This window comes from Micromonospora sp. NPDC049049, from assembly GCF_040649115.1.
GTDB lineage: Bacteria > Actinomycetota > Actinomycetes > Mycobacteriales > Micromonosporaceae > Micromonospora.
Window position 1 is genome coordinate 122,150 of record NZ_JBEZEX010000015.1, and the last position, 15,541, is coordinate 137,690.

The window sequence follows — 15,541 nt, forward strand, 5'->3', positions numbered from 1 at the left end:
TCGTCTCCCCGGGGTCGGACCTTCCTGGGCCGTCACCGGGGAGACGGATCGACCCGCACCCGATCGCTCTCCTTGTCGGAGAGGAAGGACGCCAGTGCCTGCCCCTGCTCGGCCACGGCATCCCGCTCCGTCCGGGGGAGGCCGCCGAGCGGTCTCACGACAACCGTGCCCGACTCGACGGTCCAGGTCGCCGCGACCCGGCCGTCGACGAGCACCACGCGCTCACCGGCCACCGAGAGGTTACGGTGCGCGTCGTCGATGATCCGGCTGCGGTCGTCGTAGCCGAGGATCGCGTTGTCGAACGCCGGCAGGAACCGCACCGGGGCGGGTGTGTCCGGATCGGGGCGCGGCGCGTCGGGAAGGTCGATGAGCTTCCGGCCACGCTCGTCGCGAAAGGTCACCAACTCGTCCCGCATGGCCGTCACCACTGCCGGCAGCCCGGCGAGACCGCACCAGGCGCGCAGGTCGGCCGTGGCCGCCGGGCCGAACGCGGCCAGGTAACGGCGTACCAGCAGCCGGCCGACCTCATCGACCCCGGTCGCGGCCGGCGGGTCGATCTCCCGGCCGAGCCAGGCGGAGAGCAGGACGTAACGCGCGCCTCCCTTCGCCCGCCACAGCCCGCGCGGCGGGACCTGCGTCATCGGGAGCAGCGCGACAGCGATCTCGCCCAGCACGCGCAGCCCCGGCGTCGGCCACCGCTCGCTGAGCGCCCGCCCGATGTCGGGCATCGAGCGGGGCTCACCGTCGGCCACCACGGCAAGCGCGGCAGTGGCGAGGTCGTCGAGGTCCACCCCGTCGAGGTCGCCGCGGTAGACCCCGAGCACGCGTTGGCGCAGCATGGCGTCGTGACGGGTGCGCCAGGCCACGACGTCGTCGGCGACGAGCAGGTGGACGGTGCGGCGCATGAGGTGGGTACGCACCACGTGTCGCTGGGTCAGCAGGTTCGAGAGCACCGTCGGGTCGAACGCGCGCAGCCGTGACCACAGCCCGATGAACGGCTCCTGCGGCTCCTGGGCCTGCAGGCCGCCGAGGTGGGCGACGGCGTCGAGCGCCGGCAGGTCGGCGCGGTCGAGCAGCAGTTGCCGGGCGAGCGTCGCGCGGTTGAGCGCCAGCGTGTCGAGAATGGTCATCAGGTCCCTTCGGCCGGCCTGATTATCCGACCCGGGGCCGACAAGTCTCGGGTACGCGGCTTCGCCCCGCCTGGCGAGGCCGGACGGGGCGAATTCGAGCGGGGTGGACCGATCAGTGCTTGCCGACGAAGATCCCGATGCCGTTGGCGACCATTCGCTCCGTACCGTCGGACGGGCTGTTGCGGGCGGTGGCCGCGGCCTGGCCCGGCTCGCGGACGGCGACAGTGCTCGACCCGACGCCCCGGGGCGTTGTCACCTCGAACGAGCCGTACGTGACGCCCGGGGCGAGCTGCTCGGTCGAGGTGATGGTGATCGGGGTGCCGGTCGCGGGTACCGTGGCGGTCGCGGCGTGGGCGACGCCTGCCGGCGTGACGAGCGCGGTGAGTCCCGCCGCGAGCAGCAGCGCCAGACGTGGGCGTACGAGGTGCGGTGACCTCATTGCCGCTCCTTTCCTGGTGCGTTCCTGGCCTGGGCCGGGATGGTCGGGCCGGGTGGTTGTTGACCGGACCGGCGATGATCTTCCTGGTCAGCCGATCACTCGGGGGTGCCAAAAAGTTTTGTGGACTTCCTACAACTGAGGGACGGTGGGTTCGGTGGTTGCGCCATAGCGCTGACCGCCGCCAGCCGGAAAGGTGATCACTGCTGGGAGCCGCCGTCTCTCCGCACGCAGGTCGAGGTCTAGCTAAGGGGTTTTTCGGGTGTTCAACCGTGTCGCCATCGTCAACCGTGGTGAAGCCGCCATGCGGCTCATCCACGCGGTCCGCGAGCTGGCCGCGGAGACCGGCATCCAGCTCGAAACCGTGGCCCTCTACACCGATGTCGACCGCAACGCCACATTCGTCCGCGAAGCAGACATCGCCTACGACCTCGGCCCGGCCTCCGCCCGCCCGTACCTCAACCTGGCGGTGCTGGAGCGCGCCCTGACCGAGACCGGGGCCGACGCCGCGTGGGTCGGCTGGGGCTTCGTCGCCGAGGATCCGGCGTTCGCCGAGCTGTGCGAGAAGATCGGCGTCACCTTCGTCGGCCCGAGCCCGGACGCCATGCGCCAACTCGGCGACAAGATCGGCTCGAAGCTGATCGCCGAGAAGGTCGGCGTGCCGGTCGCGCCGTGGAGCCGAGGCGCCGTCGAAACCCTCGCCGCCGCCCGGTCGGCGGCGGCTGAGATCGGCTACCCGCTGATGCTGAAGGCGACAGCCGGCGGTGGCGGACGCGGCATCCGCGTGATCAGGAACGAGGCCGAGCTGGTCGACGCGTACGAGCGCACCAGCCAGGAGGCGGCACGGGCCTTCGGCAGCGGCATCGTGTTCCTGGAGCGCCTGGTCACCGGGGCCCGGCACGTCGAGGTCCAGGTGATCGCCGACGGGCAGGGCACCGCGTGGGCCCTCGGCGTCCGCGACTGCTCGGTGCAGCGACGCAACCAGAAGGTCATCGAGGAGTCGGCGTCGCCGGTGCTCGACCCGGCGCAGGCCGCCGAGCTGAAGACGTCGGCCGAGCGACTGGCCGTGGCGGTCGGCTACCGGGGCGCGGCGACAGTCGAGTTCCTCTACCACCCCGGTGACCGGTTGTTCGCGTTCCTGGAGGTCAACACCCGCCTCCAGGTCGAGCACCCGATCACCGAGCTGACCACCGGTTTCGACCTGGTCAAGGCCCAGCTGCACGTCGCCTCCGGCGGGCGGCTCGACGGTGCGCCGCCGGCAGAGCGCGGGCACGCCATCGAGGCCCGGCTCAACGCCGAGGACCCCGACCGCGACTTCGCACCGTCCCCCGGCCGCATCGCCCGGCTGGACCTGCCCAGCGGCCCCGGCATCCGGGTGGACACCGGCGTCAGCGAGGGTGACACCATCCCCGCCGACTTCGACTCGATGATTGCGAAGATCATCGCGTACGGCCGGGACCGCGACGAGGCCCTCGGCAGGCTGCGCCGGGCGATGGCGAACACCACGGTGATCATCGAAGGTGGGGCCACGAACAAGAGCTTCGTGCTCGACCTGCTCGACCAGCCCGAGGTGATCGACGCCAGCGCGGACACCGGGTGGATCGACCGCGTCCGCGGCGAGGGCCGCCTCGTCACGCACCGCCACTCCGCCGTCGCTCTGGCCGCCGCCGCCATCGAGGCGTACGAGGAGGAGGAGCGCGTCGAGCGTCAGCGGCTGCTGTCGACGGCGGCCGGCGGGCGCCCGCAGGTGCAGCACGCCAGCGGCCGACCGTTGGACCTCAAGCTGCGCGGCATCGGCTACCGCACCCGCGTGGCGCGGGTCGGCGCGCACCGGTTCCGGGTCGGCATCGAGACCGGCCCCGTCGTGCGCACCGCCGACGTCGAGCTCGACCGCTTCGACCGGCACACCGGTCAGATCGTCGTCAACGGCATCCGCTACCGCCTGCTCACCGGCACGTACGGGCCGACCCACCTGGTCGAGGTGGACGGCGTGACGCACCGGGTGAGCCGGGACGAGGGTGGCGTCCTGCGCTCCCCGATGCCCGCGCTGGTCGTCGCCACGCCGCTGGAGGTCGGCGCGGAGGTCGAGGCGGGCGCGCCGGTGCTGGTGCTGGAAGCGATGAAGATGGAGACGGTGCTGCGGGCGCCGTTCAAGGCGCGGCTCAAGGAGTGCGCCGTCTCGGTGGGCAGCCAGGTGGAGGCAGGTGCGCCGCTGCTGCGCCTGGAGCCGCTCGCGGACGACGCCGAGGAGACCGCTGACGACCCCAGCACCGAGACCGTCGAACTGGACCTGCCCACCGCCGCCACGGACATCCCGGCGTACGAGCGCAGCAGGCGCGGCCAGGAGGACCTGCGGGGTCTGCTGCTCGGCTTCGACGTCGATCCGCACGACGACCGCCGGGTGCTCGACGACTACCTCACCGCGCGGCGGACGGCCACCGAAGCCGGTCAGCGGCCCCTGGCCGCCGAACTCGACCTCATCGAGGTGTTCGCCGATCTCGCCGAACTGAGCCGCAACCGGCCGACGGGCGAGGACGGCGGCGCCGCGCACGTCCACAGCGCCCGGGAGTACTTCCACACCTACCTGCAGAGCCTCGACGTCGAGCGGGCCGGGCTGCCGGACGCCTTCCAGACCAGGCTCGGCAAGGCCCTCGGCCGGTACGGCGTCACCGACCTGGACCGCACCCCCGCCCTCGAAGCCGCCGTCTTCCGGATCTTCCTCGCCCAGCAGCGCGCCTCCGCGGACGCGCAGGTCATCGCGGCGCTGTTGCGCGCGTGGCTGCTGGAGACCCCGCCGGACGAGACGCTGCGCGAGCCAGCCGGCCTCGCACTGGAGCGGCTGATCGCCGCGACGCAGGTCCGCTTCCCCGTGATCGCGGACCTCGCCCGCGGCGTGGTGTTCGCCTGGTTCGCCCAGCCGCTGCTGCGCCGCAACCGCGCGCGCGTCTACGCCGAGGTCCGTGGGCACCTGCGGCACCTCGACGCGCACCCGGACGCCCCGGACCGCGCCGAGCGCATCGCCGCGATGGTGCGCAGCACCGAGCCGCTGGTCCGGCTGCTCGGCCAGCGGCTCGTCCGCGACCACCTCGACAACGCCGTCATGTTGGAGGTGCTGACCCGCCGCTACTACGGCAACCGGTCGCTCACCAGCGTGCTCACCCGCGAGGTCGCGGGCTGCACATTCGTGGTCGCCGAGCGCGTCGACTCCAGCGTGGTCTCCGCCGCGGTCAGCTTCGACGCGCTGGGCAGCGCCCTGCGCGGGCTGGCCGAGCTGGCCACCGGCGAGGACGCCGTGGACGCCGACATCTACCTCGGCTGGGAGAACCAGCCGGAGGACTTCGACGCGATGGCGGCCGCGCTGGCCGAGGTCATCGCCGCGCACCCGCTGCCGCCCCAGGTCCGTCGGGTCACCACCACCGTCGCGGGTCGCGGCGGAGCGGTGATGCACCACCACTTCACCTTCCGTCCGTCGGGCGCCCAGCTGACCGAGGACCGGCTGATCCGTGGGCTGCACCCGTACATCGCGCAGCGGATGCAGCTGGAGCGGCTGCACAAGTTCGACCTGACCCGGCTGCCGTCGTCGGACGAGGAGGTCTACCTCTTCCAGTGTGTGGCCCGGGAGAACCGCGCCGACGAGCGCCTCGTCGCGTTCGCGCAGGTGCGTGACCTGACCGAGCTCCGCGAGCAGGACGGCCGACTGGTCGCGCTGCCGACGGCCGAGGACACCATCGCCGCCTGCCTCGACTCGATCCGCCGCGCCCAGTCGCGGCGGCCGTCGAAGACGCGCTTCAACACCAACCGCATCGTCGTCTACGTGTGGCCGCCGAGCGAGCTGACCCGCGAAGAGATGGAGATGATCGCCGGGCGGGTCCGCCCGACGACCGCGGGCGCCGGCCTGGAGGAGATCCTGTTCATCGCGCGCCAGCGCGACCGCCGGACCGGCGAGCTGACCAAGATCGCCGTACGGATCTCGTTCGACGCCGCGGGCGGTGCCGAACTGGCCGTCGGGGAGCCGCCGGTCGAGCCGCTCGAGCCGCTCGACGAGTACCGGCTCAAAGTGCTGCGGGCCAGCAGCCGCAACACCGTGTACCCGTACGAGCTGACCGGCCGGCTCGGCGACTTCGTCGAGCACGACCTCGACGCCGACCACGCGCTGGTGCCGGTGGACCGGCCGAAGGGGCGCAACAGCGCCGCGATCGTCGCCGGGGTCGTCACGACGCCGACCGAGCGCTACCCCCAGGGTGTCACCCGGGTGGTGCTGCTCGGCGACCCGACGAAGTCGCTGGGCGCCCTGTCGGAGCCGGAGTGCCGGCGCGTGATCGCCGCACTGGACCTGGCCGAGCGGATGCAGGTGCCGCTGGAGTGGTGGGCGCTGTCCGCCGGTGCCCGGATCTCGATGACCTCCGGTACGGAGAACATGGACTGGGTTGCCGCGGCGCTCAAGCGGATCGTCGAGTTCACCCAGGCCGGCGGTGAGATCAACATCGTGGTCGCGGGCATCAACGTCGGCGCGCAGCCGTACTGGAACGCCGAGGCGACGATGCTCATGCACACCAAGGGCATCCTGGTGATGACGCCCGACTCGGCGATGGTGCTCACCGGCAAGCAGTCGCTCGACTTCTCCGGTGGTGTGTCGGCTGAGGACAACTTCGGCATCGGCGGCTACGACCGGGTGATGGGGCCGAACGGGCAGGCGCAGTACTGGGCGCCGAACCTGACGGCCGCACGGGACGTGGTGATGGCGCACTACGACCACTCCTACGTCGCGCCCGGCGAGGACGCGCCCCGGCGGGCGGTCACCACCGACCCGGTCGACCGCGACATCTCCGGCTTCCCGCACGACGTGGCGGGCAGCGCCTTCGCCACCGTCGGGGAGATCTTCTCCGTCGAGTCCAACCCGGACCGCAAGAAGCCGTTCGACATCCGTACGGTGATGCGGGCCCTCTCCGACCAGGACCACCCGGTGCTGGAGCGCTGGGCCGGCATGGCAGACGCGGACACCGCCGTCGTGCAGGACGTCCACCTCGGTGGCATCCCGGTCTGCCTGCTCGGCATCGAGTCCCGGTCGGTGCCTCGACACGGCTTCCCGCCCACCGACGGCCCGGACACCTACACGGCGGGCACGCTGTTCCCCCGCTCGTCGAAGAAGGCCGCGCGGGCGATCAACGCGGCCAGCGGCAACCGGCCGCTCGTCGTGCTGGCGAACCTGTCCGGCTTCGACGGCTCACCGGAGTCGATGCGCAAGCTGCAACTGGAGTACGGCGCCGAGATCGGCCGGGCGATCGTGAACTTCCGGGGGCCCATCGTCTTCTGCGTGATCTCGCGTTACCACGGCGGTGCGTTCGTGGTGTTCTCGAAGGCGCTGAACCCGAACATGACGGTGCTGGCGCTGGAGGGCTCGTTCGCCTCGGTGCTCGGCGGCGCACCCGCTGCCGCTGTGGTGTTCTCCGCCGACGTCAACGCCCGTACGGCGGCCGACCCGCGCGTGCGGGACCTGGAGGCCAGCGTCGCGGCCGCCAGCGGCACCGAGCGCGCCGCGCTGACCGCGGAGCTCGACGAGCTGCGGTCTTCGGTGCGCGCGGAGAAACTGAGCGAGGTGGCCGCGGAGTTCGACCGGGTGCACAACATCCACCGCGCCGTCGAGGTCGGCTCGGTGGACGCCGTGATCCGCGCCGCCGAGCTGCGTCCGCGCATCATCGAGGCCATCGAGGCCCGCCTGGGGTAGAGCGGTCGGAACGCCCGCACCACGTCAGCACCACCGGTCGTCGACCGGTGGTGCTGACGTGTGGAAGGGGGTGAGGTGCGTGGCGGTCTAGCTGAGCGCCACGTTCAGTGCGACGGCGATGGCGAGCCAGACGATGACCGCGCCGATGCCGACGCCGACCATGGCGAGCGCCTTGACGGCGGGTGTCATCCGGGTATGGGCAACTGTCAGGTTTCCCCAGACGCCCAACGCCCCGACCAGCGCGCCCAGGATGCCGCCGACGGTGAACAGCAGGATCGGCAGCAGCACCAGGATGCGCAGGAAGATCGGCATGGAGGGCCCGGTCCGGTGCTGCACACCGTTGATCTCCACAGTTGGGTAAGGGTCGGCGAGAACGGTGCGTACCGTTGCCTGGACGACACCACCGTCCACTGTTGGCAACGCGTAACGCCTGCCCGTCCTGGGGGCCGGCACTCCGCCGACGGTGACGGCAGGGTGGCCGAAGAGCGCCTTGGTGGCGATGACGATCGGGCCAGCTACGCCGGCGACGTTGAGAGGTTCGGTGTTCACCGGCGTGATCTTAGGAACCGCCGTCCGCCTCGTCCATCCCGTTGATCATGCGGGTCGGTCCTGTCGCCGCAGCAGGCAGGCGGAGGGCGACACCGCGCGGTGCCTGTGGAATCCGCCCTCAGCCGATTCGGCGCTCGTGGCTCGGGCCGCTGTCGAGCTGCCAGGCCGCGGCGAGATCCTCGCGGGCCCGGGCCACCCGGGACCGGATCGTGCCGACCGGGCACTGGCAGATCTCCGCCGCCTCGGCGTACGACAGGCCGAGCACCTGGGTGGCGACGAACGCCTCGCGGCGCTCGCGGGTCAGGCCGGCGATCAGCTGGTGCACTGTGACGCTCTCGTCGGCCCCGGCGGTGATCGCCCCGGCGGCCTCGGCCGCCGCCTGCCAGTCCGGCACGGACGCCAGCCTGGGCCGGGCCACCGCCGTGCGCACGTGGTCGACGGCGACCCGTCGGGCGATCGTGAACACCCACGTGCGGGCCGACGAGCGGCCGGCGAAGCCGGGGAGGTTGCGGAATGCCCGCAGAAACGTCTCCTGGGTCAGGTCGTCCGCCTCGCCCGGCCCGGCGAGATGCGACAGGAATCGCCAGACCTGGTCCTGGAGGGCCCGGATGAACGCCGTCGCGGCCTGCCGGTCGCCCTGGCCCGCCTCCTGCGCCCACCGGGTGACCTGGGCGTCGTCAACGCCGCCGGTCCGCACAGACCACCGTCCTGTGTGCCACGGGCGCTCCTTTTCGGCCGAGAGGCCGTCGTCGGGACGCCGCCGGTCAGCCGCGCAATCTGGTTGTCGCCGGCCGGTCCGGAAAAGTTCCCGGGGCTCCCACATTCGGGTGACTCTGGTCCTGGATCCGCTCGGTGTTCTCCCGGGCGGGCGGCGGCACCGGGCCGGGCGTACGCCAGGATCGCCACAGGTTGCTGTAGCCGCCACCGGCCGCGAGCAGCTCGGCGTGCGTACCGTGCTCGGCGACGCGACCCTGGTCCAGGACGACGATGCGGTCCGCGGTGGCCGCCTGGCTGAGCCGGTGGGCGACGACCAACGTGGTACGGCCCTCGGTGGCCGCCACGGCGGCCCGGTCGAGGTCACGCGCGCCCGCGCTGCCCGCCTCCGCGGTGGCCTCGTCGAGGACCGCGACGGCGGGGTCGGCGAGCACCAGGCGGGCCAGCGCGAGGTGCTGGGCCTGCGCCGCGGTGAGCTGCCGACCGCCCTCCCCCACCGCGGTCGCCAGCCCGTCCGGCAGGGTACGCAGCCACCCGGTGGCGCCGACGAGGTCGAGGGCGCGGGTCAGTTCGGCGTCGGTGGCGTCCGGGTCGGCCAGGCGCAGGTCCTCGGCGAGCGGTCCGGCGAACACGTGCACCTCCTGGCTGATCAGGGCGATCTCGCGCCGGAGCTGGTGTTCGCCGAGGTCGGCCAACGGCACGCCGCGTAGGCGCACCGAACCCTGGCTGGGCTCGACGATGCCGGCGATGATGCCGGCGAGGGTGCTCTTGCCCGCGCCGCTCGCGCCGACCAGCGCCACGCGCTCCCCGGGCGCGAGACGCAGGGCGATGTCCCGCAGCACGACAGGTCCGTCGTCGTAGCGGTGCTGCGCGACTGTCACCTCCAGCGCCGCAGGCTCGGGCCGCTGCGGGCGGGCCGGGCGGCGACTGACGGGCGACGCGGTGTCCGGCAGTGTGGTCACCCCGACGAGCCGGGCGAGGCTCGCGCCGGCCTGGAGCACCGAGTCCGACTGGAACAGCAGCAGGCCGATGGGGTTGAACAGGCGGTGGAAGTAGAGGGCGGCGGCGGTCGCCGCACCGACGGTGGACAGGTCCTCGCGGACCAGCAGGAAGCCGGCGAGCAGCACGGCGGCCAGCCCCACGAACTCGGACCTGTTGATGCGCAGCCCGAACCGGGTGAACAGGCCGAAGATCTCCAGCGACAGGTCGCGGGCGACGCCGGAGCGAGCCGCGATCCGGGCGACGTGCGCGTCCTCCATCCGGTAGGCGCGTACCGTCGCCGAGCCGCGCAGCGCCTCGGCCGTCGCCTGCGTCCGCTCGCCCGTCGCCACCCGCTCGCGGGCGTAGTACGGCACCGACCGTTTGAGGTACCAGCGCAGCGCCAGCGCGTACGCCGGTGCGGCGGCCAGCCCGGCGATGCCGAGCCGCCAGTCGAGGGCGAAGAGCCCCAGCGCGGTCAACACGACGGACAGCGTCGCGCCGAGGAAGGCGGGGCCGCTGGTGGCGATCACGTTCGTCACCACTGCCACGTCGTCGCCGGCCCGCGCCACCAGGTCGCCGGTCCCGGCTCGTTCCAGGGTGGCCGACGGCAGGTGCAGCGCACGGTCGAGGACCCGCTCCCGGAGCCGGGCCAGCACTGTCTCGCCGAGGCGTGCGGCGACTGCGGCTCCGGCCGCGGTGAGGAGCCCCGCGAGCACCGCCGCACCCGCGATCACGCCCGCCCAGGCCACTACCTGCGGTGTGTCGGTGCCGGCGATGACGTCGTCGACGAGACGACCGAGCACCCACGGCGCGACGAGCCCGGTCGCGGACGCGGCGACCAGCAACGTGCCGGCGACGGCGCTGAGTGCCGGCAGGCGGGCGAGCTCGGTCCGGAGGGCGGCCCAGGTCTGCCGGCCGGTAGCCGTCGGCAGCAACTGCCGTGCCTCGACGCCGCTCGCGGTCGACGGGTCGGTCATCGCAGGACCTCCTCGCGGTAGCGGGTGTCGCTGGCGAGCAACCGCTCGTGCGGCCCCTCGGCGACGACCCGACCCTTGTCGATCACGACGACCCGGTGCGTGACGTGCAGCAGGGCCGGGCTGGTGGTGATCAGCACCGTGGCGCGGGTGTCCGCCGCGCGAACCGAGGCCAGCCCTTCGGCGAGCAGTGCCTCGGTCACCGCGTCGACGGCAGTGGTGGGGTTGTGCAGCACCAGTACCGGTGGGTCGGCGACGAGCGCACGGGCGAGCCCGATCCGCTGCCGCTGACCGCCGGACAGGTTCGCTCCCCGCTCGGTGAGCCGGCGGTCGAAGCCGTCCGGGTGTGCGGTGAGCACGTCCTCGGCGGCGGCGGCCCGCACGGCGGCCCGCAGGACCGTGTCGTCGACCTGGGCATCGGCGCTGAGGTTGGCGCGCAGGGTGCCCTCGAACAGCGCCACGTCGTGGGGCTCCACCAGGACCACGGCGCGGGCGGCGTCGATGTGCAGGTCCTCGACGGGTACGCCGTCGACGTACAGCGTCCCCTGGTGGTCCGCGTGGTGCACCCGGCCGGCCAGCAGCGCGACAAGCGCTTCGGCCTCGCTCGGGTCGTAGGCGAGCACGCCCACGATCTCGCCGGCGCGGACGTGCAGGCTGACGGCGTCGAGGCCGGCGTGCGAAACCTCGTCGAGGGCGAGCCGCGACTGGCTCGGGGTGGGCGGCCCGGCGTCACCCGGCGCGAGGACCGGCGCCGCGCCGAGGACCCGGGCGACCCGCGCCGCCGAGGCCCGGGCCATGGCGAACAGTTGTACGCAGTACCCGAGCGTCTGCACCGGCTCGGCGATGAACTGGGCCAGCCCGACGACGGCGACGAGTTCGCCGATGGTGAGCCGACCCTGGAGCGCGAGCCAGCCCGCGACACCGGCGACCGTCGCGAGGAAGAGTCCGTTGACCATGGTGGTGAGGCCGAGGTGCAGACCCTTGGTGGTGGCGGCGCGCAGGGTCACGTCGAGGGCGTGCCGGCTGGAGCCCGCGTACCGTCGGGCGGCGTGGTCCTGCGCGCCGATGCCGCGCAGCACGCGCAGCCCGCTGACGAGGTCGACGGCGAGTGCCGTCGTGGCCGCGAGGGCCTCCTGCTGCGACGTGCTGCGCCGGGTGAGCAACGGCGCCATCCGCTGGAGGGCGACGACCAGCAGCGGTACGCCGACGAGCACCCCGAGCCCGAGGGGGACGTCGACGACGAGCAGCGCGACGGCCGCGACCACGATCGCGGTGAGCGCCGCGGCGGTGAGCCCGGCGACGCGTACGACCAGCGCGGACAGCTCAGCGTCGGATGCCGTGACGGACAGCAGCTCGCCATCGCGTAGACCCGAGCGGTGTCCGCGCGGGTCGAGGGCGCTCCGGACGATCTCGACGCGGGTCGCGTGCGCCTCGTGTTCGACGGCGGCGTAGGCCAGCCGGGCGCCGGTGCGGTAGGCGAAGGCGAGGGCGGTGAACAGGGCGGCGAGGCCGGCGAGGGAGAGCAGCAGCGCGGCGACGTCTCCGGTGGCCACCGCCCGGTCGATGATCACGCCGATGGCGACCGGTACGAGGGCCTCGGTGGCCTGGTGGGCGCAGAGCAGCATGATGCCGAGCACCACCCGACGGCGCTGTCGGCGCAGGGCGCGGCGGAGCACCACGCTCCCACTGACCTCGGCGACTGTCATGCTCGGATCGATGGGGGCATGGCGGCAGACTCCAGTAAGTGAGGGCAGGCTAACCTAACATGCCCTCGGCCAGCCGCAGCCGCCGGAGTGCCTGCCGGCCACCCGGCTCACCAGTCGTGGACCGTGCCGTCCTTGAGCCGGTTGAACGGCAGGTACGCCGGCTCGTACGGGAACCGGGCCGCCGCCTCCTCGTCGAGCTCCACCCCGAGCCCCGGCTGGTCGCCCGGATGCAGGTAGCCGTCGGTGAAGGTGAATGACTGCCGGAACACCTCGTTGGCCAGGGGGGTGTGCTTCATGTACTCCTGGATCCCGAAGTTGTGGATGGCCAGGTCCAGGTGCAGGGCCGCGGCCATCCCCACCGGGGAGATGTCGGTCGGGCCGTGGATGCCCGACTTGATCTGGTACTGGGCGGCGAAGTCGAGCAGCTTGCGCATCGCGGTGATGCCGCCGGTGTGGGTGACAGCGGACCGGACGTAGTCGATCAGCTGCTCCCGGATCAGGGTCTGGTAGTCCCAGACGGTGTTGAAGACCTCACCGATGGCCAGCGGGGTGGTGGTGTGCTGGCGGACCAGCCGCAGCGCCTCCTGGTTCTCGGCCGGGGTGCAGTCCTCCAGCCAGAACAGGTCGTACGGTTCGAGGGCCTTGCCGAGCTTGGCGGCCTGGATCGGCGTCATCCGGTGGTGACCGTCGTGCAGCAGCGGCAACTCCGGGCCGAACTCGCCACGCACCGCCTCGAAGACCGACGGTAGGTGGCGCAGGTACGCGCGGGTGTCCCAGTCCTCCTCGGCGGGCAGCGGGGTGCGCTGCGCGGGCTCGTAGTCGTAGCGCTGGCCAGTGGCGCTGGGTTGCGCGGCCACGCCGTAGACGGCGTTGATCCCCGGCACCGCGGTCTGCACCCGGATCGACCGGAAGCCCTCGTCGAGGTGGCGGCGGATCGAGTCGAACAGCTCGGGGATGTCCCGCCCCGACGCGTGCCCGTACGCCATGATGCCGGTGCGGGACGCACCGCCGAGCAGTTGGTACAGCGGCATGCCGGCCGCCTTGGCCTTGATGTCCCACAGCGCGACATCCACCGCGGCGATGGCCGCCATGGTGACCGGGCCCCGCCGCCAGTACGCCGAGCGGTACAGGAACTGCCAGGTGTCCTCGATCCGGTGCGGGTCCCGTCCCATCAGCAGAGGGGCGACGTGGTCGCGCAGGTACGAGGCGACGGAGAGCTCGCGGCCGTTGAGCGTGGCGTCGCCCAGACCGGTGATGCCCTCATCAGTGGTGATCTTGAGGGTGACGAAGTTCCGGTCGGGGCTGGTCACGATGATGTCTGCTGCGACGATCTTCACGGGGTGCCTTTCGTCTTTCAGAACCGGGGGTGGATTCTAGGCTGACAAAGGCGATCGGCGCGGCCGGCGACCGGCCCGATGAGCGGAGAGCCGGCCCGGTGGGCCGGCTCTCCGCTCATCGGAGGCAGCAACGTTCAGTCGGTCCGGGAGCGAAGGCTCCGGGTCAGGACCGGGATCATCACCGCCGCAGCGACGACGTGCAGCCCGGCAAGGGCGGTGACGGTGGCCGCGTTCGCCCCGGAGATGAGGGGCGGGACCAGCGAGATCACGGTCAGGGCCACCGCCGTCCACACGAACCGGTCGGCGGGCCGAGCACTCCACCGGAGCAGCGCCACGGCGATGACGACACCCACCACCGAGAAGAAGCCGGTCACCACGGCGATCCCGGACAACGGAATCGTCTCGCCACCATCGGGGATCTCGAAGTCGACGCCGGCGGCCCGGGCCAGCGCGGCGGCGAGGGTGGTGATCACCATCGCCGCGAGCGTGGCGATCACGCCGGTGCCGGCGAGCCAACGGAATCGGTGGGTGTAGCGGGGCGGGCCCGATGCCGGGCCGGCGACGATCCCGGTGTCCTTCATGCTGTTCATGTCGTCTCCTTCAGACGGAGGCTGGCGTACCGGATGTGTTGACTGAGGTGTGACGACGCCGGGCGTGAAGACACGCACTCGCGCCGTGCGACGGCCGGGGTTGCACAGCGCACGGACGCCGGTGCCGCGCAGCCAGAAGCTGGCATCGCGCCCGAGGACCGGTCCGGTCTCACCGTCGCGCAGCTCCAACTGCACCCGCCCGCTGGTGACCACGCCGAACGCGTCGTGCCACTCCGCCGCGACCACCTCGGCACGCGCGCCGCCGTGCAGCGTGAGCGTCCGCACCGGGACTACTCCGTGCCGTCCGCCGGCAGGCGTTCCGGCAGCCCGAGCCGCGGGAACTGGTCGTCGTGGAAGATGAAGACCTCGGTGATCGCGCCGCCGGTGATGCGCAGGACGTCGATCGTCAACGGCAGGTACGCGCCCTCCTGCTCCCGCCAGTGGTAGAAGGCGACGGCGGGCTGGCGGTTCACCGAGGTGGGGACCGCACGCAGGCCCTTCATGCCGTCGAAGCCGTCCTCGACCCAGCTGTTCACCACCGCGTCGCGGCCGACGTACAGGCCCGGCGTGGGCGGCATCGCGTAGCGGACGTCGTCTCGCAGCATGGCTGCGAGCGCGTCGACGTTCGTGGCCACGCTGGCGTCGGTGAAGCGCCGCACCAGCTCGCGCGTGCCGGCGTCCTCGTCGCCGCCGGTCCAGTCCTGCCGCTCGGCTGGGAGGTGCTCCCGCATGCCGGCGCGAGCCCGCTGCAGGGCACTGTTGACCGAGTTGACCGAGTCCCCGAGCAGCTCCGCGACGTCCCTGGCGGGCCAGCCGAGCACGTCCCGCAGGATCAGCACGGCCCGTGGACGCGGCGCGAGGTGCTGGACCGCGACCAGGTACGCCAGCTCGATCGTCTCCCGCGCGACGGCGACGGTCTCCGGCTCGTCCGCGTCGCCAGCGGGCAGCTCGTCGAGCAACCGGTCCGGGTAGGGCTGCAACCACAGCACCTCGCCGCCGGTCGCCGGCTCCGGGCGGCGCTTGGCGAGCAGGTCCAGGCAGGCGTTGGTGGCGATCCGGTACAGCCAGGCCCGGAACGTCGACCGCCCCTCGAAGGTCTCCCGCCGCCGCCAGGCACGCAGGAACGTCTCCTGCACGGTGTCCTCGGCGTCCTCGAACGAGCCGAGCATCCGGTAGCAGTGCACGTGCAGTTCCCGCCGGTGCCGCTGCGCCAGCCCCGAGAACGCCGGCTCGTCGACCTCGCCCAGACCGCTCACGCCCAGCTCCTGCAGCCGCGTGTCCGCACTCATCACGTCATCCTTCCGCCTCGTCATGTCCTGTCCTAGGTATGACGGGCGCGGATGCGACAACTCATCACCCAGGTCGCTCTGGATGACCTGGAAGGCGACGGGAGGCGACC

The 15,541-nt window shown here is 72.5% G+C and carries 10 protein-coding genes; 1 reads left to right on the forward strand and 9 read right to left on the reverse strand.

Annotated elements, in window-relative coordinates; all coding sequences use genetic code 11:
- Positions 1–32: 32 nt before the first annotated feature.
- Both AB0B68_RS17475 and AB0B68_RS17480 read right to left on the reverse strand, forming a co-directional pair.
- The gene (locus AB0B68_RS17475; RefSeq protein WP_357261045.1) at positions 33–1,130 is read right to left on the reverse strand and encodes a winged helix DNA-binding domain-containing protein; all 1,098 of its coding nucleotides are present in this window, start codon (positions 1,128–1,130) and stop codon (positions 33–35) included.
- Positions 1,131–1,242: 112 nt separating this feature from the next.
- A complete protein-coding gene (locus tag AB0B68_RS17480) occupies positions 1,243–1,569 on the reverse strand; it encodes a hypothetical protein (protein WP_357261048.1) in 327 nt (108 codons plus the stop codon).
- Between the two features lie 259 nt (positions 1,570–1,828).
- Between AB0B68_RS17480 and AB0B68_RS17485 the strand changes: the two genes are divergently transcribed.
- On the forward strand, positions 1,829–7,291 hold the full coding sequence (locus AB0B68_RS17485; RefSeq protein WP_357198782.1) for a carboxyl transferase domain-containing protein: 5,463 nt from the start codon (positions 1,829–1,831) through the stop codon (positions 7,289–7,291).
- A gap of 87 nt (positions 7,292–7,378) precedes the next feature.
- Here AB0B68_RS17485 and AB0B68_RS17490 read toward each other — a convergent pair whose 3' ends face one another.
- The 7 genes from AB0B68_RS17490 to AB0B68_RS17520 form a co-directional block, all read right to left on the reverse strand.
- Entirely contained in the window at positions 7,379–7,840 is a 462-nt protein-coding gene (locus AB0B68_RS17490) for a hypothetical protein (protein ID WP_357198785.1), read from the reverse strand.
- A gap of 118 nt (positions 7,841–7,958) precedes the next feature.
- Entirely contained in the window at positions 7,959–8,537 is a 579-nt protein-coding gene (locus AB0B68_RS17495; protein ID WP_357198788.1) for a sigma-70 family RNA polymerase sigma factor, read from the reverse strand.
- 67 nt (positions 8,538–8,604) lie between these two features.
- Positions 8,605–10,512 (reverse strand): ABC transporter ATP-binding protein, encoded by a 1,908-nt coding sequence (locus AB0B68_RS17500; protein WP_357261051.1) that lies wholly within the window; start codon positions 10,510–10,512, stop codon positions 8,605–8,607.
- Complete coding sequence (locus AB0B68_RS17505; protein WP_357198794.1) at positions 10,509–12,215, reverse strand: ABC transporter ATP-binding protein; 1,707 nt, start codon at positions 12,213–12,215, stop codon at positions 10,509–10,511. Before AB0B68_RS17505 ends, AB0B68_RS17500 begins: the two co-directional genes overlap by 4 nt.
- A 107-nt stretch (positions 12,216–12,322) precedes the next feature.
- Positions 12,323–13,552 carry a D-mannonate dehydratase ManD gene (gene manD / locus AB0B68_RS17510; protein WP_145795781.1) on the reverse strand — a complete coding sequence of 410 codons (1,230 nt, stop codon included), beginning with the start codon at positions 13,550–13,552 and terminating at the stop codon, positions 12,323–12,325.
- 134 nt (positions 13,553–13,686) lie between these two features.
- The gene (locus AB0B68_RS17515) at positions 13,687–14,427 is read right to left on the reverse strand and encodes a DUF6069 family protein (RefSeq protein ID WP_357261055.1); all 741 of its coding nucleotides are present in this window, start codon (positions 14,425–14,427) and stop codon (positions 13,687–13,689) included.
- A gap of 5 nt (positions 14,428–14,432) precedes the next feature.
- Positions 14,433–15,431: an RNA polymerase subunit sigma-70 gene (locus AB0B68_RS17520; RefSeq protein ID WP_357261057.1), complete on the reverse strand. Its 999-nt coding sequence runs from the start codon at positions 15,429–15,431 to the stop codon at positions 14,433–14,435.
- Positions 15,432–15,541: the final 110 nt, after the last annotated feature.